Annotated in this window: 16 protein-coding genes; 9 read left to right on the top strand and 7 right to left on the bottom strand. The window is 68.8% G+C overall.

What is annotated here, in order from left to right:
* Positions 1–19 precede the first annotated feature (19 nt).
* Positions 20–1,567, top strand: coding sequence for an arabinofuranosidase catalytic domain-containing protein (locus tag ACQP1K_RS11260; RefSeq protein WP_433500823.1), 1,548 nt, complete (start codon positions 20–22; stop codon positions 1,565–1,567).
* Between the two features lie 98 nt (positions 1,568–1,665).
* On the opposite strand, the gene ACQP1K_RS11265 is transcribed toward ACQP1K_RS11260, so the two are convergent.
* The 4 genes from ACQP1K_RS11265 to ACQP1K_RS11280 are packed head-to-tail and all read right to left on the bottom strand — an operon-like array spanning position 1,666 to position 5,923.
* Entirely contained in the window at positions 1,666–2,889 is a 1,224-nt protein-coding gene (locus ACQP1K_RS11265; RefSeq protein WP_433500824.1) for a mandelate racemase/muconate lactonizing enzyme family protein, read from the bottom strand.
* Positions 2,890–2,914: 25 nt separating this feature from the next.
* Positions 2,915–3,742 (bottom strand): carbohydrate ABC transporter permease, encoded by an 828-nt coding sequence (locus tag ACQP1K_RS11270; protein WP_055482241.1) that lies wholly within the window; start codon positions 3,740–3,742, stop codon positions 2,915–2,917.
* A complete protein-coding gene (locus ACQP1K_RS11275; RefSeq protein WP_055482240.1) occupies positions 3,742–4,635 on the bottom strand; it encodes a carbohydrate ABC transporter permease in 894 nt (297 codons plus the stop codon). The genes ACQP1K_RS11270 and ACQP1K_RS11275 overlap by 1 nt, the downstream gene beginning before the upstream one ends.
* A 10-nt stretch (positions 4,636–4,645) precedes the next feature.
* Positions 4,646–5,923: an extracellular solute-binding protein gene (locus tag ACQP1K_RS11280; RefSeq protein ID WP_055482239.1), complete on the bottom strand. Its 1,278-nt coding sequence runs from the start codon at positions 5,921–5,923 to the stop codon at positions 4,646–4,648.
* Positions 5,924–6,053: 130 nt separating this feature from the next.
* Between ACQP1K_RS11280 and ACQP1K_RS11285 the strand changes: the two genes are divergently transcribed.
* From ACQP1K_RS11285 to ACQP1K_RS11300, 4 genes are all read left to right on the top strand, one after another.
* The gene (locus ACQP1K_RS11285; RefSeq protein WP_433500825.1) at positions 6,054–6,824 is read left to right on the top strand and encodes a FadR/GntR family transcriptional regulator; all 771 of its coding nucleotides are present in this window, start codon (positions 6,054–6,056) and stop codon (positions 6,822–6,824) included.
* Positions 6,825–7,315: 491 nt separating this feature from the next.
* Positions 7,316–8,680: a ricin-type beta-trefoil lectin domain protein gene (locus ACQP1K_RS11290; protein WP_433500826.1), complete on the top strand. Its 1,365-nt coding sequence runs from the start codon at positions 7,316–7,318 to the stop codon at positions 8,678–8,680.
* Between the two features lie 205 nt (positions 8,681–8,885).
* On the top strand, positions 8,886–11,777 hold the full coding sequence (locus ACQP1K_RS11295) for a lectin (protein WP_433500827.1): 2,892 nt from the start codon (positions 8,886–8,888) through the stop codon (positions 11,775–11,777).
* 118 nt (positions 11,778–11,895) lie between these two features.
* The gene (locus tag ACQP1K_RS11300) at positions 11,896–13,725 is read left to right on the top strand and encodes a lectin (protein ID WP_433500828.1); all 1,830 of its coding nucleotides are present in this window, start codon (positions 11,896–11,898) and stop codon (positions 13,723–13,725) included.
* Positions 13,726–13,839: 114 nt separating this feature from the next.
* On the opposite strand, the gene ACQP1K_RS11305 is transcribed toward ACQP1K_RS11300, so the two are convergent.
* Positions 13,840–14,853 carry a LacI family DNA-binding transcriptional regulator gene (locus tag ACQP1K_RS11305; RefSeq protein ID WP_433500829.1) on the bottom strand — a complete coding sequence of 338 codons (1,014 nt, stop codon included), beginning with the start codon at positions 14,851–14,853 and terminating at the stop codon, positions 13,840–13,842.
* 232 nt (positions 14,854–15,085) lie between these two features.
* On the opposite strand from ACQP1K_RS11305, the gene ACQP1K_RS11310 reads away from it, so the two are divergent.
* The 4 genes from ACQP1K_RS11310 to ACQP1K_RS11325 are packed head-to-tail and all read left to right on the top strand — an operon-like array spanning position 15,086 to position 19,834.
* Complete coding sequence (locus ACQP1K_RS11310; protein ID WP_433500830.1) at positions 15,086–16,306, top strand: sugar ABC transporter substrate-binding protein; 1,221 nt, start codon at positions 15,086–15,088, stop codon at positions 16,304–16,306.
* A gap of 5 nt (positions 16,307–16,311) precedes the next feature.
* Positions 16,312–17,226: a carbohydrate ABC transporter permease gene (locus tag ACQP1K_RS11315; RefSeq protein ID WP_433500831.1), complete on the top strand. Its 915-nt coding sequence runs from the start codon at positions 16,312–16,314 to the stop codon at positions 17,224–17,226.
* Between the two features lie 31 nt (positions 17,227–17,257).
* On the top strand, positions 17,258–18,076 hold the full coding sequence (locus tag ACQP1K_RS11320) for a carbohydrate ABC transporter permease (RefSeq protein WP_055482234.1): 819 nt from the start codon (positions 17,258–17,260) through the stop codon (positions 18,074–18,076).
* 36 nt (positions 18,077–18,112) lie between these two features.
* Positions 18,113–19,834, top strand: coding sequence for an amylo-alpha-1,6-glucosidase (locus tag ACQP1K_RS11325; protein WP_433500832.1), 1,722 nt, complete (start codon positions 18,113–18,115; stop codon positions 19,832–19,834).
* A 205-nt stretch (positions 19,835–20,039) separates the two neighbouring features.
* Here the strand turns inward: ACQP1K_RS11325 and ACQP1K_RS11330 are convergent, their stop codons facing one another.
* Together ACQP1K_RS11330 and ACQP1K_RS11335 are read right to left on the bottom strand one after the other, a co-directional pair.
* Positions 20,040–21,830, bottom strand: a complete 1,791-nt coding sequence (locus ACQP1K_RS11330) for a lectin (RefSeq protein WP_433500833.1) — start codon at positions 21,828–21,830, stop codon at positions 20,040–20,042.
* Between the two features lie 221 nt (positions 21,831–22,051).
* Complete coding sequence (locus ACQP1K_RS11335; protein ID WP_433500834.1) at positions 22,052–23,425, bottom strand: endo-1,4-beta-xylanase; 1,374 nt, start codon at positions 23,423–23,425, stop codon at positions 22,052–22,054.
* Positions 23,426–23,511: the final 86 nt, after the last annotated feature.

The following is a 23,511-nucleotide window of genomic DNA, read 5'->3' on the forward strand; positions in this document are numbered from 1 at the left end:
CCCCCGAAGGAGTACGACAATGCAGCCTCCATCAGTTCCCCTACCTGGCCCCTTATCGGGCCGTGCGACGCGCGGCCGGCGCTTCCGGACGGCCGTCGTCGTGTTCGTCACGGCCGTGCTGACGACCCTCCTGCCCACCGCCTTGACGTGGTCGGCGCCCGCCTCGGCCGCGACGACGCCACTGATCGGTGTGGGGTCGGGGCGGTGCCTGGACGTCGACGGCGCCTCCCAGTCCAACGGCGCGCAGACGCTGATCTGGGACTGCCACGGCGGCGTCAACCAGCAGTGGACCTCCACCAGCGCCGGTGAGCTGCGCGTCTACGGCAACAAGTGTCTGGACGTGTACGGAGCCGGCACGGCCGACGGCTCCAGCGTGATCATCTGGGACTGCAACGGCCAGAACAACCAGAAGTGGCGCCTCAACTCCGACGGCACCATCACCGCCGTGGGCGCGAACAAGTGCCTGGACGTGTCCGGGTACGGCACCACCAACGGCTCCAAGGTGCACATCTGGGCCTGCCACGGCGGCACCAACCAGCAGTGGACCACCGGAGCCGAGCCCAGCCCGACCCCGACCTTCACGCCGACACCGCCGCCGCCCGGCGCGCGCTCGTGCGACATCTACGCCTCGGGCGGCACGCCGTGCGTGGCCGCGCACAGCACGACGAGGGCGCTCTACGACTCATACGCCGGCAACCTGTACCAGGTCAGGCGCTCGTCCGACAACACGACCCGGAACATCGCCGTCCTCACAGCGGGCGGCGTCGCCAACGCCGCGGCACAGGACTCCTTCTGCGCCGGCACGACGTGCGTCATCACCGTCGTCTACGACCAGTCCGGGCGGGGCAACGACCTGTGGTACCAGGGCTCGAGCGTGGTCCCCGGCTCCCCCCAGAGCAGGCCGGCGATCGCGACCACCGAGTCGCTCACCGTCGGCGGCAACAAGGCCTACTCCCTCTACATCAACCCCGGCAACAGCTACTGGCGCGACGGCCACCTGACCGGCGTCCCCACGGGCAGCGCGCCGGAGGGCATGTACATGGTGACCAGCGGCACCCACGTCAACAGCGGCTGCTGCTTCGACTACGGCAACAGCGAGACGACCAGGAAGGCCGACGCCGCGGGGGCCATGGACGCCATCAACTTCAGCACCCAGTGCTGGTTCGGCGGCTGCTCCGGTTCCGGTCCCTGGGTCCAGGCCGACCTCGAGTGGGGTCTCTACCCCGGCGGTAGCCAGTCGTGGAACCCCAACCAGCGGGCCTTCCCCCACAAGTTCGTCACCGCCACGCTGAAGAACAACGGCACGAGCCGGTTCGCGATCAAGGGCAGCAACGCCCAGTCCGGCAGCCTCTACACCCTGTACGACGGCCCGCTCCCCAACGGCTACAGCCCCATGAAGAAGCAGGGGGCCATCATCCTGGGCAGCGGCGGCGACTGTTGCAAGCCCGATGGCGGCGCCAACCTCAGCGCGGGCACCTTCTATGAGGGAGCCATTGTCGCCGGTTACCCCAGCGACGCCACCGAGAACGCGGTCCAGGCCGAAATCATCGCCGCCGGTTACCGCTGATCCGCTCCCGGGACGACACCTTCACATGAACCGGACGCCGGCCGCCACTCCTCATCGGGGGGTAACGGCCGGCGTCGGTACGCGGGGCGCGGGGACGGTCAGCGCCGGACGGTGTGAGTCACCTCGTCGCCCGGTCGTGTGCGGGGTGAACCGGTGTGGCCGTGCGGGGTGAGCCGGTGTGGCTGTCCGGGATGGTCGTGGTCGGCCACCGAGAGCAGTCGCCGCCCGGCCTGCTCCGGCCGGACGTTGGGGGTGCCGGCCGTCGTGTCGTCCGGCCCGCGGGTGAACGCGTTGATCGCGTTCTCGTCGATCGTGACGCCCAGGCCAGGCGCGTCTCCGAGGATGAAGGCGCCGTCCTCGATGTGCAGGTCGAGTGACATGCCGAGTGGTGGGTGCAGGTCCTGCAGTTCGCTGGTGATGTGGTTCGGCACCGACGTCGCGGCGTGCAGCAGCCCGACCGGTGTGTTGCCGATCGGGCTGACCGGCAGGTCGTGGGCGTGCGCCAGGGCGGACACCCGGAGGAAGTGGGACACTCCCCAGACCGCGGCCGTCTGGACGATGTCGACGGCCCCGGCCGCCAGCAGCGGACGGAACTGCTCCAGCCCGGTGAGGTTCTCCCCGGTGGCGACGGAGGCGCGGATGCCACGGCCGACCAGGGCCAGACCTTCGGCGTCCCACCGGCGGACCGGCTCTTCGATCCAGGTGAGGTCCAGGGCGCGCTCGATCTCGCGGACGTGCCGGACCGCCTGCTTGCGGGTCCAGGCCTCGTTCACGTCGAGCATGAGGCCCGGCCGTGATCCGTGTCCGGCCTCTGTCAGGACCTCGCGTACCAGCATCAGGCGGTGCCGGTCGCGTTCGATGTCGAGACCACCCTTGATCTTGGCCGCGCGCACACCGCGCTCGGCGTAGACCTGGTAGACCGCGACGAGGTCGTCGTCGGTCAGGCCGATGTCCAGGCCCGAGGCGTAGGCGGGAACCCGTCTGTCGCGCCCGCCCAGCAGACGCCAGAGCGGTTCGCCCGCCGCCTGTGCCTTGATGTCCCACAAGGCGGTGTCGAGCGCCCCGATCGTGCCGAACACGACGCCCGCGTGCCCCGCCTTGAAGGTCTGCCGCAGCATGCGGTCGTAGAGGGCCGTCACGCCGCGCGGGTCCTCGCCCTCGATCGCGGCGAACACGGCGTCGATCTCCACGTGCGGCCCGAGGCCGACTCCGGTGATCCCCTCGTCGGTGTCCACCAAGACGATCGGTACCGGGACGGTCCCGCCGGCGAAGACGCCGTTGGCGTCACCGACGGGACGGTCCCATTCCTGGACGGTCGTCATGGTCCGATACCCCGTGATCCGCATGTCAGCCCTTCGTGGAGCCGGCGGTGACCCCGTCGGCGATTCGGCGCTGGAGGAACAGATAGATCATCAGCACGGGTATCGCGGCGATCAGGACACCCGAGGCGAAGGTGGGGATGTCGCTGGAGTACTGTCCGCGCAGCGAGTTGACCCCGATCATGAGAGTGCGGTGGTCGGGCGACGGCATTATCAGCAGGGAGATGAGCACGTCGTTCCAGCAGAACAGGGTGTTGAGGATGCCGACGGACAGCAGCGCCGGCACACCCAGCGGGAGCATGATCCGCCGGTACACGCCGTAGATCGTGTTCCCGTCGATTCTGGCCGCGTCGACGATCTCCGCCGGAATCGTTGTGTAGTGGCTCGTCATCAGGAAGACGGTGAACGGGAGGAACTGCGCGACGTAGGCCAGGATCAGCCCGGGATAGGTGTCGACGAGACCGCCGTCGGCCAGGACCCTGGTGAGCGGCACCATGATCACCTGGAACGGGATGAACAGCCCGGCGAGGCAGCCCAGGAAGATCAGGGAAGAACCGCGGAACCGCAGCTGACTCAGCGCGAAACCCGCCATCGACCCCAACAGCAGCAGCAGGGCCACGGAGAACGCCACGACGATGAAGGAGTTGGCGAAGTACCGCGCCATTCCGGCGCCGGCCCATGCCTCGACGATGTTGTCCCAGCGCAGCGAATCCGCCGGGGAGAACCGGTCGAGGACGTAGTCGCGCCTGGTCTTCATCGCGACGTTGGCGGTGAACAGAAGAGGGTAGATCGTCGCGAGAGCGAGAACGGCCATCGGGACGGCGGCCAGCCACTTGGCCAGGCGCATTCCGGGCATCAGTCCTGCCTCCCAGAGCGGCGGAGCAGAGTGATCTGCAGGAGCCCCACCACGAGCATGACGACGAACAGAACCGTCGAGGCGGCGGAGGCGAGCGCCGGCCGGTTCATCTGTCCCTGCTGGTGCCAGATGTAGTACTCCGGAAGGTAGGTCGATCCCTCCGGACCTCCGCTGGTCATGATGAAGAGCAGGCCGAACATGGACGTCAGCATCCCGATCATCGTGGTCACGAAGACGAACTGGATGGTGCGGGTAAGGCTCGGGATGATCACGTGCCAGATGATCTGGTGGAGCGACGCGCCGTCCATGCGGGCGGCGTCCAGCAGCGAGGCGTCCAGGGTGCTGAATCCGGCGAGGAACACCACCAGTGCCATCCCGAACGTCGCCCATACGTGCACGCCGATGACGGTGAACATGGCGATGCCCGGATCGCCGAGCCAGTCGACCGGGCCGACGCCGACCGCCCCGAGCACGGTGTTCAACGGGCCGTCGAACGCGAGCATGAGGTTGAAGATCGCACCGACGATCACCGGTGACAGCACGGCCGGGAAGAAGTAGACGCTGCGGTAGACGCGGTGACCGGGCACCCGCAGATAGATGAAGGTCGCGAGCAGGCCCGGAATCGCCACCGCCACGGGGAGCAGCAGCACCAGCAGCCCGACGTTGCGCAGCGACGTAAGGAACAACGGGTCCGCGGCCAGCTCCAGGTAGTTGCCCAGGCCGACCACAGTCCCGTTGAGCTCGCCGTCGCCCGTGAAGGAGAAGTTGACTCCCAGGACGAGCGGCCACAGCCGCAGCACCACGATGATCAGTACGGTCGGGGCCACCAGGACGTAGGGCGCCAGACGTTCGGCGCGAGCCCTACGGGAGACCGGCCGTAGTGAACTCCCCATCGGCACGCGATCAAGCCGTCCGATCGGAGGCGGCCAGCTGCTCCAAAGCCTCGTCCACGGTGGTCGACCCGCTCAGGAGTTGCTGGGACAGCCTTCCCATCAGGTCCAGGGTCTTGGACGACAGCGCGACGTGCAGGGCGGGCTTACCGGTTTTGATCTCGGACAGGATCGTGGCGACGGCCGGGCCGGCCTGTGAGACGTCGATCGTCATGTCGGACGCGATCGCGCCGGCCTTGGCGTAGAACGCGGTCAAGGCCTCGGTCGAGGTCAGCGATCGCACCAGGTCGGCGGCCGACTCCGGGTCCTTCGTCCACTTGGCGACCGCGTAGCCGATGCCGCCGTCGAACGCGAGGCTCGGGGTGGTCCCGTCTGTGACGACGGGGGCCGGCATGACGCCGATCTTGTCGGGAGGCAGGAACTCGCCGAAGTCCTTCCAGTGCCCGACGTCCGACATCAGCCCGATGATGTGCGCGGCCTTACCGGTCTGGAAGACCCGGAAGATGTCGGTGAACATCGCGGTGGAGTTGGCGCCCTCGTTGTTCAGCCCCTCGTCGCCGGCGCTCTTCCACAACTCGAAGATCCGCTTTACGTGGGGGGAGGTCCAGTCGCGCTTCCCGGCGATCCAGTCGTCGTACTCCTGGGGCGTGAGGATGCCGGACCCGAGGCCCGACATGAAGAACTGGATGCCGGCCCCCTCCTTGTTGCCGAGCGCGAAGCATGACGCCTCGGTCGCCTTCTTGATGGCGGCGCAGCCGCTCACGAACTCGTCCCATGTCTTCGGCGGGTTCGCCGGGTCGAGCCCGGCCTCCTCGTAGAGCGCCTTGTTGTAATAGATCGGGTGCCCCTGCAGGGTCACCGGCGCCGCATAGATCTTGCCGTCCTTGGTGAACGCGTCCCAGCCCGCCAACCGGCTCTTGTCCTCGGCCACGTACTGGTCCAGCGGGAGAAGCGCGTCGACCCGGTCGCGGATCTGCCCGCCCCCGTTGAAGAGCATGACGTCGGGCCCCTTGCCGGTCTGGATCGCCGTGCCGAGCAGGGTGTAGTACTGGTCGAACGGCTGGGCGACGAACTCGACGGTGACCCCGGGGTGCCGCTTGGCGAAGTCGGCCTTCGCCTTCTCGATGTACTCGGCGGCGGTCGGTTCGCCGGACTTCCAGTCCCAGACCACGAGCTTCTGCGGCTTCTGCTGCGATTCCTCGGCCGGGGACTCCGTCTGGGCCGCGCTCCCGCAGCCGGCCAAGGCCAGTCCGGCGACCATCAGGACCGGTATGAACACTCGCAGCTTCATGGCTTGCTCACTTTCCGAGATCGGCTGGGGGGACGCCGCCTCCGCGGAAAGGTAACTCGTATGACGTATGACCGTCAATACGGTCACGTATACTCGGCGTTGGCGCTTCACCAGGCCACCGGAGGGGGACATGACGGCATCGCAGGAGACAGTCGGCGGTGTCCCGGCACCACCCGCCTGGGTACGACGCCCGGCCAGCCTCTCCAGAGCGGTCACGGCCGAGTTGGTGGAGCGCATCGTGCGCGGCCTCCACCCCCCGGGAACGCCGCTGCCCCCCGAGCCCGCGCTGTGCCAGGCCTTCTCGGTGAGTCGCACCGTCGTCCGGGAGGCCGTGAAAGTCCTGCAGGAGAAGGGGCTGGTACAGGTCCGCCAAGGCGCCGGCACGATGGTGACCCCGCCGGCGATGTGGGACATGCTGGACGAGCTCGTCCTCGCCGCGACCATCGCCGAGGACGAGAGTCTGGCGATTCTCGACGACCTCGTCGTCACCCGGCGTGTTCTGGAGTGCGACATGGCGAACGTCGCCGCCCGTCTGGCCGGGCCGGACACCGTGGAGCGGCTGCGCGCGTTGGTGGACCGGATGGACGAGCTCGTGGACGACCACGTCATGTACGCCGAGAGCGACCGTGCCTTCCACGACACGATTATGCAGGCGTCGGGAAACCGCATCGCTCGTGGCGTCGTGCGGGCGCTGGAGAGCCAGGTCGTCAACACCGCCCGGTACATGGGCCGGACCGAGCGGGCCCTTTGCGTGGCGTCGAACCGCGGCCACCGGCGCATCTACGAGCGCATCGCCGCCCACGATCCCGAGGGCGCCGCCGAGGCGATGTTCAATCACATCACCGAGGCCTGGCTCGTCCGCCGCAGCGGACAGGCCGATCCCGTCCGGCTGCAGCGTTAGATCGCGTCCGGCGCCCCCGGCCCGACCTGATCGCGTGTTCGCATCGGCGCAAACGATTCGACCGGCGACGCTGAAAGTTTCATAGGAGTGTTTCGGCGGTGATCACGGCCGCTTTCCCTGGCCAAGCGACAGGAGGGGCGGAGTGTGCCGGGTGGCGGCCCGCACCGTCGGAACGGCCGAACCTTGACAGGTCCGGTCACGGTCATATTTGCTTCGCTGAACCACCGCACTCCAGCCACCCGGAAGAAAGGAGATCCGGTTCGGCGGTGATGAGTTAGCGTTAACATCGAGCCTCTCGACCGGCCGGTCGATAACACCCCCGGGCCGGCGGGTTTCGACTGGCAGAACGCGCCGTGTGCGGCGAACCGGTATCCGCCGAGCCGGCGACCGGAAAAGCCGGCCGGCCGACTCCCGCACCCCCCGGAGAAGGCGGAAGAAATGACTCCCCCACGCACGTGTGTCACCAGAAGATTCGAAAAGGAAATCGCGTGATGTCGCGGCACAGGTCTCTCTTCACCGTTATCGCGACCACCGCGCTGCTCCTCCTGACCTCGGCACAGACGGCGCTCGGCGACAGCACGACCACGTCGCGCACCGAGGCGAGCGCTCTCGCGGCCACCGCGGGATGCGGCAAGACTCCGACGCTGAGAAGCGGTACGCAGTCGATCACGACCAGCGGGAAGAATCGCAGCTATATCCTGAGGATTCCCGACAACTACAACAACACCACCCCCTATCGATTGATCTTCGGGTTCCATTGGAACGGCGGCACCGCCAATGACGTAGATTCGGGCGGAACCAGCGGTTATGTCTGGTCCTACTACGGACTCAGGGCATTGTCGAACAACACCGCGATTTTCGTCGCCCCACAGGGAACGAACAACGGCTGGGCCAACCCCGGCGGTGAGGACATCACCTTCGTCGACGACATGATCCAGCGGATCGAGGCGGATCTCTGCGTCGACACCGCCCAGCGCTTCGCCCTGGGCTTCAGCTACGGCGGCGGCATGAGCTACGCGCTCGCGTGCGCCCGGGCGACGACCTTCCGCGCTGTGGCGGTCTACTCCGGTGCGCAGCTCAGCGGATGCAGCGGCGGCACCCAGCCCGTCGCGTACATCGGCCTGCACGGCCTCAGGGACCCGGTGCTCAACATCTCCGCCGGCCGGTCGCTGCGTGACCGGTTCGTCAGGAACAACGGCTGCACGCCGCAGAACCCGCCGGAGCCGGCGCAGGGCAGCCTGACCCACGTCATCACCTACTACTCGGGATGCCAGGCCGGGTATCCGGTCGCGTGGGCGGCGTTCGACGCGGGTCACACCCCCAACCCCGTGGACGGGAGGTCCGGCGACTTCGAACCGGGCGAGAACTCCTGGACCAGGCATGCCGTGTGGGATTTCTTCACGCGGCTCGGCGGTGGTAACCCGACGCCGACGGCGACTCCCACGAGCACTCCTACGGGCAATCCGCCGGCGACGAGCGCGCTGCGGGGCGTCGGGTCCGGCCGGTGCCTGGACGTCGACGGCGCCTCCCAGTCCAACGGCGCGCAGACGCTGATCTGGGACTGCCACGGCGGCGTCAACCAGCAGTGGACCTCCACCAGCGCCGGTGAGCTGCGTGTCTACGGCAACAAGTGCCTGGACGTCAGCGGCGCCGGCACGGCCGACGGCTCCAGCGTGATCATCTGGGACTGCAACGGCCAGAACAACCAGAAGTGGCGCCTCAACTCCGACGGCACCATCACCGCCGTGGGCGCCAACAAGTGCCTGGACGTCGCCGGGTACGGCACCACCAACGGCAGCAAGGTGCACATCTGGACCTGCCACGGCGGCACCAACCAGCAGTGGACCCGGGCCTGACACCGTCTGAGGGTCTGCCCTCGTCGCTGTCACCGGCGAGGGCGAGACCCTCCTCCCCGTGCCGGCCGCGCACATGCCGGCCGGATAGGCGACCAGGGGGCGGCACCCCCTGGACGCGAAGCAGAACTCTGGCACACGATCTGGCAACAGCGCGGCGGCGCGCGCCTTGCCCTGACTGACCTCCATATGTCAGGAAGGAACACCGATGCCCCGACGTCCGTGGCTCACATCGCTGACCACGATGGCGCTGATCATCCCCGGAGCCTTCACGCTCACCGCCTCCCCGGCGAACGCGCTGACCATCCCGGCGTCCGACTACCAGCAGGTGTCGCTCGCGTCCGGCGGCGCGGAGCTGGGTGAGGCGATGTCGCTGGCCGTGATGCCCAACCGATCGGTCGTCCACACGGCCCGCGACGGCACGGTGCGCGTCACCGACGCCAACGGCAACACGAAGGTGGCCGGCAAGCTCAACGTCTACACCCACGATGAGGAGGGCCTGCAGGGTGTGGCGGTCGACCCGGGCTTCGCGTCGAACCGGTACGTCTGGCTCTACTACTCACCACGGCTGAGCACGCCGAACGGTGATGCGCCCGGCACCGGCACGCAGTCGCAGTTCGACCAGTGGAAGGGGCACCTGAACCTGTCCCGCTTCACGCTGAAGTCCGACGACACGCTCGACCTGAGCAGTGAGAAGGTCGTGCTGGAGGTGCCGAACGACCGGGGGATGTGCTGTCACGTTGGCGGCGACATCGACTTCGACGCGGCCGGCAACCTGTACCTGACGACCGGCGACGACAGCAACCCGTTCGAGTCGAGCGGCTATTCCCCGCTGGACGAGCGGACCAACCGCAACCCGCAGTACGACGCCCAGCGTACCGCCGCCAACACCAACGACCTGCGCGGCAAGGTGCTGCGGATCAAGCCGCAGCCGGACGGCTCGTACACGATCCCCAGCGGCAACCTGTTCCCGCCGGGAACGGCGAAGACCCGGCCGGAGATCTACGCGATGGGGTTGCGCAACCCGTTCCGGATGAGCGTGGACAAGGCCACCGGCATCGTCTACCTGGGCGACTACGGGCCGGACGCGGGAGTGACCAACTCCAACCGCGGGCCGAGCGGGCAGGTGGAGTTCAACCGCATCACCGGGCCGGGGTTCTTCGGCTGGCCGTACTGCACGGGTGGCAACACCACCGCAGAGACCTACAACGAGTGGAACTTCGCCACCAACAGCACCGGCCCGAAGTACAACTGCGCGGGCGGGCCGATCAACAACTCCTTCCGCAACACCGGGCTGACCACGCTGCCGGGGGCCAAGCCGGCGTGGATCAAGTACGCCGGTGACTCGGGCTCGCCGCCGGAGTTCGGCGCCGGGTCGGAATCGCCGATGGGCGGGCCGGTCTACCGCTACGACCCGAACCTGAACTCGGCCGTCAAGTTCCCGCAGGCGCTGGACGGGCGGTACTTCGCCGGTGAGTACGGCCGGCGGTGGATCAAGGCGATCGAGGTCAAGACCGACGGCGGCTACGGGGAGATCTCGTCGTTCCCCTGGTCGGGGACGCAGGTGATGGACATGGCCTTCGGCCCCGACGGGGCCCTGTACGTCCTCGACTACGGCACCGGCAGCAACAACCAGGCGCTGTACCGGATCGAGTACATCGGCGAGGCCAACCGCAACCCGATCGCCAAGGCCTCCGCCGACAAGACGTCGGGACCGGGTCCGCTCGCCGTGAGCTTCTCCTCCGCCGGCAGCTCCGACCCCGAGGGGGGCGCGCTGACGTATTCGTGGAACTTCGGCGACGGCACCACCTCCACGGCGGCCAACCCGAGCAAGACCTACACGGCGAACGGCACCTACACCGTCACGCTCACCGTCCGCGACCCGCAGGGGCTGACCGGCACGGCGAGTGTGATCGTGACCGTCGGCAACACCGCGCCGACGGTCGCCCTGACCCTGCCGGCCGACGGCCAGTTGTTCTCCTTCGGTGACACCGTGCCCTACCAGGTGCAGGTGAGCGATCCGGAAGACGGCACGATCGACTGCACCGAGGTCACCGTCGCCTACTTCCTCGGCCACGACAGCCACGCGCACCAGATCACTTCGAAGAGCGGCTGCAGCGGCTCCATCGCTGTGCCGGTGGACGGCGAGCACGACGCCGCGGCCAACATCTTCGGCGTCTTCGAGGCGTCCTACACCGATAAGGGCGGCCTGACCTCCACCAGTCGCCGTACGCTCCAGCCGCGCCACCGGCAGGCCGAGCACTTCGGCGCCCAGCAGGGCATCCAGACGGCCGACCACACCACCGCCGAAGGCGGCAGGACGGCCGGTTTCATCGACGACGGCGACTGGATCTCCTTCCAGCCGTACGTCCTGAGCAACGCGACGAGGATCACCGCCCGGGTGTCCTCGGCGGGCGCGGGCGGCCGGATCGAGGTGCGGGCTGGCTCGACCACGGGCACGCTGCTCGGCACGGTGAACGTCGCGAGCACCGGGAGCTGGGACACCTTCACCGACGTCTCGGCGAATCTGAGCGGCGCGCCGGCCGGCACGACGACGCTGTACCTGGTCTTCCGCGGCGCGACCGGACAGGGCTACCTGTTCGACGTGGACGCCTTCACCTTCGACACCGGCACGTCTCCCTCACCCACTCCGACACCTACTCCGACGCCCACCCCGACGCCCACTCCGACACCGACCCCGACGCCGTCGGCGACCACGAGTGCGCTGCGGGGCGTGGGATCGGCGCGGTGCCTGGACGTCGACGGGGCCTCCCAGTCGAACGGCGCGCAGGTGCAGATCTGGGACTGCCACGGCGGCGTCAACCAGCAGTGGACCTCCACCAGCGCCGGTGAGCTGCGTGTCTACGGCAACAAGTGCCTGGACGTCAGCGGCGCCGGCACGGCCGACGGCTCCAGCGTGATCATCTGGGACTGCAACGGCCAGAACAACCAGAAGTGGCGCCTCAACTCCGACGGCACCATCACCGCCGTGGGCGCCAACAAGTGCCTGGACGTCGCCGGGTACGGCACCACCAACGGCAGCAAGGTGCACATCTGGAGCTGCCACGGCGGCACGAACCAGCAGTGGACCCGCGTCTGACATCTGCCGCCGGTGTCCAATCTCGACCCACCACGATCACCAATCATGTGACTCCCGGCGCGGCCCAGCTTTCGATGTCGGAAGAGGCCGCGCCGGGCATCGCGACGGAAGGACACCCATGCTTCGACATCTCTTCCCCGCCGCGCCCGGGCGCATCGCGGGGCGCGACCGCAGGACATCCGTGTTACGGCGCCTGTCGGTGACCGCGGCGGCCCTCACCGCCGCCGCCGCGATGGTGATCCCCGCCGTCCCCGCCCAGGCCGCCGACTTCAAGGTGCTGGTGTTCTCCAAGACGGCCGGGTTCCGGCACGACTCGATCCCCAACGGAGTCCAGGCCATTCGCGACCTGGGGGCCGCGAACGACTTCGCGGTCGACGCGACCGAGGACTCGAACGCCTTCAGCGCCGCCAACCTCGCCCAGTACAAGGCGGTGGTCTTCCTCAGCACCACCGGTGACGTGCTGAACAACACCCAGCAGGCCGCCTTCCAGGCGTACGTGGACGGCGGGGGCGGTTATGTGGGGGTGCATGCGGCCGCCGACACCGAGTACGGCTGGCCGTACTACGGACAGCTGATGGGAGCCTGGTTCAACAGCCACCCGGCGATCCAGCAGGCGACCGTACGGAACGAGGATCGGGCGCACGCCGCGACGGCCCACCTGGGGACGACCTGGACGCGTACGGACGAGTGGTACAGCTACCGCACCAACCCCCGCTCGAACGTGCGGGTGCTGCAGAGCCTGGACGAGAGCAGCTACAGCGGCGGCGGCATGGGGGACCACCCGATCACCTGGTGCCACCCCCAGTCCTCCGGCCGCGCGTTCTACACCGGCCTGGGGCACACCCAGGAGTCGTACACCGACACGAACTTCCGCACGCTCCTGCTGGGCGGGATCCGGTACGCGGCCGGGGCCGCCAACGCGGACTGCCGTCCGGAGACCGGGTACACGGCGTTGTACAACGGGTCGACGACGGGCTGGTCGCAGGCCGGGCCGGGGTCGTTCGGCAACAGCGACGCCACGCTGACCTCCCAGGGCGGCATGGGCATGCTGTGGTACAGCGCCAAGGAGTTCCATTCCTACTCGCTCAAGCTCGACTGGAAACTGACGGGTGACTCCAACTCGGGAGTGATCGTCGGGTTCCCGGCCACCGGCGATCCCGACGCGGCGCTCGCTACCGGGTATGAGGTGCAGATCGACGCGACCGACACTCCGGACAAGACGACGGGGGCGGTCTACGGCGTCAAAGCCGCGGACATCAACGCGCGCGATGCGGCGCTGAATCCGCCGGGTCAGTGGAACACGTACGAGCTGCTGGTGGAGGGTGAGCGGCTCCAGGTGTTCCTCAACGGTACGAAGATCAACGACTTCACGAACACCGATTCGGCCCGCTCGCTCCAGCAGGGTCACATCGGCATCCAGAACCACGGATCCGGCGACGTGGTGTCGTTCCGCAACATCCGCGTCAAGGAACTGGCCGGACCGTCTCCCTCACCCACGCCGACGCCCACTCCGACACCCACGCCGACGCCCACGCCCACGCCGACTCCGACGCCGTCGGAGACCACGAGTGCGCTGCGGGGCGTGGGATCGGGTCGGTGCCTGGACGTCAACGGAGCCTCCCAGTCGAACGGCGCACAGGTGCAGATCTGGGACTGCCACGGCGGCGTCAACCAGCAGTGGACCTCCACCAGCGCCGGTGAGCTGCGCGTCTACGGCAACAAGTGCCTCGACGTCAACGGCGCCGGCACGGCCGATGGCTCCAGCGTGATCATCTGGGACTGCAACGGCCAGAACAACCAGAAGTGGCGTCTCAACTCCAACGGCACCATCACCGCCGTGGGCGCGAACAAGTGCCTGGACGTGTCCGGGTACGGCACCGCCAACGGCAGCAAGGTGCACATCTGGAGCTGCCACGGCGGCACCAACCAGCAGTGGACCCGCGTCTGATCCTCCCCTCCCGGGGAACCGCGGAATCCGCCCCGTTCACCGCGACATGACACCCGGTGTGGCCCCGATCGGGCCACGCCGGGCCCGGCCGGTGCGCCCGTCGGGGTCCGCCGATCAGCGGGTGCGTGCGGGTCCGGTCGTCCGGCGCAGGGAGATGGGCGGGGAGAGGAGGATCTGGTGATGCGGGGTGGCGGGATCGGAGATCCGCCGGATGAGCAGTTCGACGGCGTGGGCGCCGAGCTCGTCGGCGGGCACGTCGGCGGCCGTGAGCGGCGGATGCAGATTCTCCGCCCAGTGACGGCCCGCCACACCGGCGATGGAGAAGTCACCGGGCACGGTCAGGCCCGCGTTCTCGATCGCGTGGTACATGCCGGGTATGGCGGCCTCGTTGATGGTGGCGATGGCGGTGAGATCGGGATGGTCGGCGAGGAGCCGCCCGACGCAGGAGAATCCGGCGCGGGAATCGTCGGCGCAGCACATCTGGACGCCTTCCACGCCGCGTTCCGCCGTGGCGCGGTCGAAACCGGCCTGAGCCCGGTGGGCGGGGCCGTACCCGGCGGCCATCAGCTCGGCGGAGCGGTTGACCAGGGCGATGCGACGATGACCCAGATCGGCCAGGTGGTGCACGCATTGTGAGATCAGCGTCTCGTAGTCGAGGTCCACCCAGGACATCTCGTCGGCGCGGTCGGTGCGGCCGATGCCGACGAAGGGCAGTCTGGTCTGCCGCAGGCGGGCGACCCGGTCGTCCTCCAGCCGGATCTCCATGACGATCACGCCGTCGACGCGCCTGCCGCCGACCACCCGCTCGAACGAGCGGTCGTGCTCGCCCCCCGAGGGCGACAGCAGGACGTCGAGGTCGGCGCGTGCGGCGGCGTCGACGACGCTGGCGACGAAGCCGAGCTGCATGTCGGTGAAGTGCCGGCTGGCCGGAGGGATGACCAGCCCGATCGTGCGGGTCCTGCCCTCCTTGAGCGCCTTGGCGGTCGCGTTGGGCTGGTACCCCAGTTCGTCGATGACCGCCTGAATGCGCCGGCGGGTCGCCTCCGACACCGGGCGCTTGCCGCTCAGCGCGTAGGAGACGGTGCTGCGCGACACGCCCGATCGCTTGGCGATCTCCCCGATGTTCATCCCGCTCCTCAACCGGTCGTCCCACCGCTGACTATCGTAGATCGAACCGATAGAACCGACGAGTCGCGCTGTTTTCGCCGGACCCCATTGACGCGAGCGATCCGCGGCCCTATCTTCAGGCGAACCGATTCGAATCGATTCGACATCGGATGACAATAGCCGCAGAACGCGTGTCAGCGGAGGTCAGATCATGGGGCCAGGGACAACGAGTCGGCGTGCGGCCGGCCTGAGTATGGCGGTGCTGGCAGCCGCCGGCGGTCTCGTCGCATGCTCCTCATCGTCCGGCGGAGACGCCGCCACGGATGCGAGCCAGGCCGGGACCTACACGATCTGGGACCCCTACCCGCAGCACGACAAGAGCTCGGAGTGGGTCGAACTACTGGAGACGTGCGGCGCCCAGGCGGGTGCCACGGTCCAGCGCACGGCCTACGACACCACCGACCTGACGAACAAGACGCTGCTGGCCGCGCAGCAGGGCAACGCGCCCGACGTGCTCATCGTCGACAACCCGGTGGTCTCCACGCTGGCCGAGGCGGGGGTGCTGACGACGACGGAGGAGAACAAGCTCGACACCTCGGCCATCGCGCCGAACCTGCTGGGGGCGGGGCGGATCGGCGGCAAGACGTACGGCGTCCCGATCGGGGCCAACACCCTGGCCCTCTACTACAACGAGAACGTGCTCGAGAAGGCCGGGGTGGACATCGCCTCGGTGCGGGACTGGGCCTCGCTCACCGCGGCGCTGGAGAAGGTCAAGGCGGCCGGCGACAAGGGCATCACGTTCTCGGCGATCGGCACCGAGGAGGGCAGCTTCCAGTTCCTGCCCTGGTTCTGGGGGGCCGGCGCCCAGCTCACCGCGCTCGACTCCCCGCAGGGGGTCGCGGCCGTCGAGTTGTGGACCGACTGGCTGCGGAAGGGGTACGCCCCCAACTCGGTCATCAACAACACGCAGACCACCAGCTGGCAGGAGTTCACCGGCGGCGACTACGCCTTCGCCGAGAACGGGACCTGGCAGCTGGCCAACGCCCAGAAGGCCGGCTTCGCCTACGGCATCATCCCGATCCCCGCCAAGGACGGCGGGACGGCGCCCGCGCCGACCGGGGGCGAGTTCGTCAGCATCCCCGTGCAGAAGGACACCGGGCGCTACGCCACCTCCCAGAAGCTGGTGACCTGCCTGACCAGCACGGACAACTCCCTGACCACGACCACAGCCCTGTCGTACGTCGCGCCGACGGAGCAGGTGCAGGCCAAGCAGGTCGCCGAGAACCCCGACCTGGCGGTCTGGGTCGAGGCGGTCAAGGCCGCCAAGGGCCGTACCAGCGACGACCTCGGCACCAAGTATCCGAGGATCTCCGAGCCGATGTGGGGCGCGGTGCAGGCGGCGCTGAGCGGGTCGAAGAACCCGCAGCAGGCGATGGCGGACGCGCAGGCCGCGGCCGCGAGCGCCACCCGGTAGCGGCGATGCACGCGGCTGCGAGCGCGGCGGCGCGCGGTGCGAGGGCCGGTCGGTGGGCGGCCTGGGCCTTTCTGGCGCCGGTCGTCGTCTACCTGCTGGTCTTCTACGCCTATCCGCTGTACCGCAACGTCGATCTGAGCCTGCGCGACTACACGGTGCGCTCGTTCGTCCAGGGGGACGCGCCGTTCATCGGGCTCGCCAACTACGCGAAGGTCGTGGGCGACATGACCTTCGGGCCGGCGCTGTGGCACACGGTGGTGTTCACGCTGGTGTCACTGGGGTTCCAGTTCGCCATCGGGCTCGCCCTGGCGGTGTTCTTCTACCGGAACTTCCGGTTGTCGGCCACGTTGCGTGCGCTGTTCCTGGTGCCGTGGCTGCTGCCGCTGATCGTGTCGGCCTCGACGTGGTCGTGGATGCTCAACAGCGACTCCGGCGTCGTCAACGCGGTGCTCGGCGTCTTCGGCGTGGGGCCGGTCCACTGGCTGACCTCGCCCGACTGGTCGCTGTGGTCGGTGACCCTCGCCAACATCTGGATCGGGATCCCGTTCAACCTGGTCGTGCTGTACTCCGGCCTCCAGTCGATCGACCCGGTCGTCTACGAGGCGGCGGCGCTGGACGGCGCGACCGGCTGGCAGCGGTTCTGGAAGGTGACCTTCCCGCTGCTGCGGCCGGTCTCGGCGATCACGCTGCTGCTCGGGCTGGTCTACACGCTGAAGGTGTTCGACATCATCTGGATCATGACCAAGGGCGGGCCGAGCGACTCCTCCACCACGTTCGCCACCTGGTCGTACCGGCTGGGCTTCGGGAACCTGCTGCCGGCCTTCGGCCCCGGGGCGGCGGTCGGCAACCTCCTGATCGTGGCGGCTCTGGCGTCCGGGCTGATCTACATCCGGGTGCAGCGGAGGCTGGCCCTGCCATGAACGGGCGGATCGAGCGGATCGTGGGCGCGTCATGAAGGCCGCGCGCAGCTGGTGGAAGACGGCGACCGGGCTGGTGCTGACCGGTGTGATGCTGTTCCCGGTCTACTGGATGATCAACGTGTCCTTCACCCGGGAACAGGACATGCGCAAGAGCCCGCCCTCCTGGTTCCCGCTGGACGGAACCCTGGACGGCTACCGGTCGGTGCTCGACCAGCAGCTGCCCTACCTGGGGGTCAGCGTGATCGTGGGGCTGGGCACGGTCGCGCTCACGCTGCTGGTCGGTACTCCGGCCGGATACGCGCTGGCGAAGCTGCGCCCGAGAGGCGGCGGGGTGCTGAGCTTCCTGCTGCTGATCGCGCAGATGATCCCGGGGATCATCATGGCGATGGGGTTCTACGCCGTCTTCCTCAACGTGGGAGTGCTCAACACGATCCCGGGCCTGATCGTGGCGGACTCGACGCTGGCGGTGCCGTTCGCGGTGCTGATCTTCACGACGTTCATGTCCGGCATCCCCGAAGAGTTGCTGCAGGCGGCCCGGGTCGACGGGGCCGGGGCGCTGCGGACCTTCTGGTCGGTGGTCGTGCCGGTCAGCCGCAACTCGATCATCACGGTGTCGCTGTTCGCGTTCCTGTGGGCGTGGTCGGACTTCGTGTTCGCCAGCACCCTGGACCAGGGCGGCTCGCTGCAGCCGATCACGCTCGGCATCTACCACTACATCGGCAACAACAACCAGCAGTGGAACGCCATCATGGCCACCGCCGTGATCGCCTCCGTCCCCGCCACCGTGCTGCTGGTCATCGCCCAGCGTTACGTCGCCGCCGGAGTCACCGCGGGTGCGGTGAAGAACTAGCCCGGCTCTCTCTCCGACAGAAGGGACCCTTCGTTCATGACCGCCGCCGCAGGCCTGGCATTCTCCCTCTGGGAGATCCCGTTCAGCTTCCGCGGATCGTGGTTCGACTTCTCCCCGGTGATCGGTGAGAAGATCTACGCGCCCGATGTCCATCTGGTGTCGCACCAGACCGGCATGCATCCGATCCTGCGGCTGGTTCCCACCGTGGGCGGAGCCCGCGCAGAGACGACCCTGTCCGCGACCCCGCACGTGCTCGCCTGGGATCACGACGCCGGACGGATCGAGCTCGCCTACGAGACCCCCGACACCGTGCGGATACGCGGTCAGGGCCTGGGGCTGGACCTCGTGGCGGCCGATCCGGTCCTGACGCCGTTCAGCGGTCCGTACTTCTACGCCGATCCCGGCGACGGCTCGTGGGTCTTCACGGTGTACCAGACCGGCCGCCGCTACCGCGTGACCCTCCTCGCCGGGCAGGCGGAGCCGAAGGGCGCGCAGGTGCTCGGCACCGCCGAGCGCGGCGTCGTGCTCCTCGGCGGCGAGTCGTGGGAGATCGCCGTCGAGGAGTACGAGACCGCCCGCGCCCCCTACCGGAGCGGGACCGGCTTCGAGCAGGTTCTGGGAGCCGCGCGGAGCGCCTTCGAATCGTTTCGAGACGCGGTGGCGCCCTGGCGCAGCGACAGGACGCCCGCCGCCGAGCTGGCCGCCTACGTCCTGTGGTCGGCCACGGTGCGTCCGGCAGGCTTCGTCACCCGGCCCGGGGTGCTGATGTCCAAGCACTGGATGGACAAGGTCTGGAGCTGGGACCACTGCTTCAACGCCATCGCCCTCGCCGACGGGCTGCCGGAGCTGGCCAGGGACCAGTTCCGGCTGGTGTTCGACCACCAGGACGCCACCGGCGCGCTGCCCGACTCGGTCACGCATTCGGAGATTCTGTATAACTTCGTCAAGCCGCCCATCCACGGCTGGGCCCTGGGGCGGCTGCGCCCGCTGAGCGCCGGCGAGACCGCCGAGGTGTACCGGCTGCTGGAGCGGTGGACCTCCTTCTGGCTGACCCACCGGCGCGTTCCCGGCCACGAGTTCGCCCACTACCAGCACGGCAACGACAGCGGCTGGGACAACGCCACCACCTTCGACCCCGAGCGCGTCGTCGAGACGGCGGACCTGGCGGCCTTCCTCGTCCTCCAGATGCGCGAACTCGCCCGCCTGGCCGCCGAGCTCGACCTGCGGGACGCGGCCGCCGCCTGGGCCCGGGGGGCCGACCGCATGCTCCAGGCGCTGCTGGCCGAGCTGTGGGACGGCGACCGGTTCGTCGCCAGGAGCGCCAGGACCGGACGCACCTGGTCCAGCGCGAGCCTGCTCGACCTCATGCCGATCGTCTTGGGGGCGGAGCTGCCGGAACCGGTCCGGGCGTCGCTGGCCGCCCGGATCGAGACCCACCTGACCGAGTTCGGGCTGGCCACCGAGCTGCCCGGCTCATCCCACTACCAGGACGACGGCTACTGGCGCGGTCCGATCTGGGCGCCCTCGACCATCCTGATCGAGGACGGCCTGCGCCGCGCCGGTTACCCGGGCCTGGCCGACGAGATCAGCACGCGCTTCCGCCTCCTGTGCGAGAAAGCCGGGTTCGCGGAGAACTTCGACGCCCATAAGGGCACGGGCCTGCGCGACCGCGCCTACACGTGGACCGCCAGCGCCTACCTCATCCTCGCCGCCGCCCACGAACGCCGGGAGGAGCCCATCACGGCGGCGTCCGTTTGAGCCACGCCCGCCGTCGAATCGCTTCGATTCCGATTCCCGGCCAGACCACGCCATGGAGATCACCGTCCCGCTTATCGGCGTGGACGACTTATCGGCGTGGACGACCACGAGCGCATCGGAACGGCCCTCGCCGGGATCGGTCGATCACCCGGCGAGGGCCGTTCGCTCCGAGCGGGACGCGGGTCAGACGCGGGTCAGACGCGGGTCAGACGCGGGTCCACTGCTGGTTGGTGCCGCCGTGGCAGCTCCAGATGTGCACCTTGGAGCCGTTGGTGGTGCCGTACCCGGACACGTCCAGGCACTTGTTGGCGCCCACGGCGGTGATGGTGCCGTCGGAGTTGAGGCGCCACTTCTGGTTGTTCTGGCCGTTGCAGTCCCAGATGATCACGCTGGAGCCGTCGGCCGTGCCGGCGCCGCTGACGTCCAGGCACTTGTTGCCGTAGACGCGCAGTTCACCGGCGCTGGTGGAGGTCCACTGCTGGTTGACGCCGCCGTGGCAGTCCCAGATCAGCGTCTGCGCGCCGTTGGTCTGGGAGGCGCCGTCGACGTCCAGGCACCGGCCGGACCCGACGCCCCGAAGCGCGCTCGTGCTCCCCGAGGGCGTGGGGGTCGGCGACGGCCCCGGAGTGTCGGGGGGCAGCAGCGTGATGGTGAAGGTCTCATCGACGTTGGTGTGCGGCAGGTTCACCGTCGTGCCGTTGTTCGACAACGTCACCACCGTGTTCGACACGGTCACGGGACCGGCGACCGCTCCTCCGCCGTTGTACGGGATGCGCTCGGCCACCACCCGGACCTGGTTGTTCTGCACAAGGCCGCTGGTGGTGTCCAGCCGCTGCAGGGCGACCGCGATGTTGCCGGTCGTGCTGCCTCCGCCGACCAGGACCTTCGCCTCCCCGCTGGCCTTGGTCGCGAACGCGTCATAGGCGGAGCTCGGCGTGACCGAGGCGATCTGCCCGGTCTGCGAGCCGTAGAAGCGGTAGACCCACCACTCGCCCTTGGGCTGGTACTGCCCGGCGGAATCGCGGACGAGCAGGTTGGCCAGGTCGTTGTGCAGGTTGCCGCCGCCGGCCCAGTTGGCCCGCAGGCCGTCCGCTCCGGCCCGCTCCAGCCGGGCTATGTACCAGGCTCCGTCACCGGGGTTCTGCTCGTTGGACGCGCCGTACTCGTTGATCTGGTACGGGCGCGGGTGCGGGATGCCGCGGGAGTCGAGGGTGGTGTTCGCTGTGGCGACATTGGCGACCGGGTCGCCGGGCAGGGAGTGCCAGCTGACGATGTCGGGGACGACGTTGTTGGCCTTGACGTAGTCGAGGTACTGGGTCCAGAAGCCGCCGGTGGACGGCACGCAGGCGCAGCTGGGGCCGACGATCAGGTGGGACGGGAACGCGGCGCGGACGCGCTGGTAGGCGCGCTTCCACATCTCGAAGTACTGGGAGATGGGACGGTTCCAGAACAGGGTGATGTTGGGCTCGTTCCACAGGTCCCACTGGACGGGGGCGCCGGTGGCCCGCACGTCGTCGATCAGCCGGGTGAGGAAGCTGTCGTAGTCGGCCCAGTTGCCGTTGTCGCCGGGGAAGCGTGAGATCGGGTAGCCGTCGGCGCCCCACAGGTCGTGCACGAGCAGGACGAACTCACCGCCCAGTGACCGGGTGCGCAGCAACTGCGCGCGGGTGGCGTTCCACCGGCGGTCGTACTTGCCCGACACCCAGCCACCCGGGCCGTCCAGCTGCGCGCCGCCAGCCCGCATGTAGCGGAACCGCACGTCCGTGAAGAAATGGTCCGGGGGGTTGGCGGCATTCTCCGTCATGCCGTAGATCCACCCGGAGGCCCGGTACGTCGGGGAGCCGTCGGTGACGGAGAAGTTCACGGTGATGGACTGGTCCGCGGCCTGAGCCGGCGCCGTCGTCGTCAGGACGGAACCCGCGACGAGCGCGCCGACGGCGAACAGAACGGCGATCCCGCGGCGGCCTGTACGCCGCCTCTTGCCTTGTGTATCCACACATAACTCCTTGACAGAGGGGTGGGGGAGCGGCGCGGCCATCGGCGGGCCGTCTCCTGGTGAGCCGCCCTGCCCCGCCGCCCCGGCCATGCGAGACCGGTGCGGGCGTCGGCACGGAGACGACGTCGCCGATCAGGAGGTCGCTCAAGGGCCGCGAGCCGGTTCGCGCGGGTTGGCGCGGACCGGCTCAACGGTTTGCGATCACAGGTGGCCGGAGGGCGTCAGGCCCGGGTCCACTGCTGGTTGGTGCCGCCGTGGCAGGTCCAGATGTGCACCTTGGAGCCGTTGGCCGTGCCGTACTCGGCGACGTCCAGGCACTTGTTCGCGCCCACGGCGGTGATGGTGCCGTCGGAGTTGAAGCGCCACTTCTGGTTGTTCTGGCCGTTGCAGTCCCAGATGATCACGCTGGAGCCGTCGGCCGTGCCCGCGCCGCTGACATCCAGGCACTTGTTGCCGTAGACGCGCAGCTCACCGGCGCTGGTGGAGGTCCACTGCTGGTTGACGCCGCCGTGGCAGTCCCAGATCAGCGTCTGCGCGCCGTTGGACTGGGAGGCGCCGTCGACGTCCAGGCACCGGCCGGACCCGACGCCCCGCAGCGCGCTCGTGCTCCCCGAGGGCGGAGGGCTCGAGGTCCCGCCGCCGTTGAGCACGTTGAGTACGGCGTCGTAGGCGGGTTTCTTGTTGTAGTTGCCGTCGAACAGCAGCGGGGTGTCGCCGCTGCGCCAGGAGTACTTGTCGGTGACGCCCCACACGGTGATGCCGGTGCAGCGGGGAACCGCCATGCAGGCCTGGGTGACGCGGCGGTAGGCGTCGGCCTGGGCCGAACCGGAGCCGCCGACGTCGAGCTCGGTGATCTGCACGTCGACGCCGAGCGCGGCGAACTGGGCGATGTTCTGCTGGTAGTTGGACGGAGGGTTCCCGAAGTGGGACTGCAGGCCCACGCAGTCGATGGGCACGCCGCGCGCCTTGAAGTCCCTGACCATGTTGTAGACGCCGCGGGTCTTGTTGGCGTTGGCGTCGTCGATGTTGTAGTCGTTGTAGCAGAGCTTGACGTTCGGGTCGGCCGCCCGGGCGGCGCGGAAGGCCTCCTCGATGAAGCCGTTGCCGAGCTTCTGGGTGAAGATCGAGTCGCGCAGCGTGCCGACCGCGCCGCCGTCGGCGAAGGCCTCGTTGACCACGTCCCAGGCGAATACCTTGCCCTTGTAGTGGTTCATGACCTGGTTGATGTGGTTGGTCATCGCCGAGCGCAGGTCGTTGGCGGACATGCCGCTGTTCACCCAGCCGGGCAGCTGGGCGTGCCACACCAGGGTGTGGCCGCGGACCTTCATGCCCTTGCTCACGGCGTGGTTGACGATCTGGTCGGCGGGTCCCCAGTTGAAGGAGCCGCGGTTGGGCTCGATCGGGCCCCACTTCATCTCGTTTTCCGCGGTGACCGAGTTGAACTCCCGATCCCACGTCGCCACATAGGCCGAGTCACCGAGATGGCCGGCCGCGATCGCGGCGCCGTAGTAGCGGCCACTCTGCGCGGCCGCCGCGCCCAGGGTGCCCTCGGCGGCCCCCGCGGCGGTGGGGATCGCCGTCAGAGCCGTCGCCATGCCCAGGGTGCCGAGAGCCGCGGCGACCAGGGCCCGGCGAGTACCGTAGAGCGGCCGCCGGGATCTTGTGGTGGATAGAGGATTTC

The organism is Sphaerimonospora sp. CA-214678 (assembly GCF_050942215.1).
Lineage (GTDB): Bacteria > Actinomycetota > Actinomycetes > Streptosporangiales > Streptosporangiaceae > Sphaerimonospora.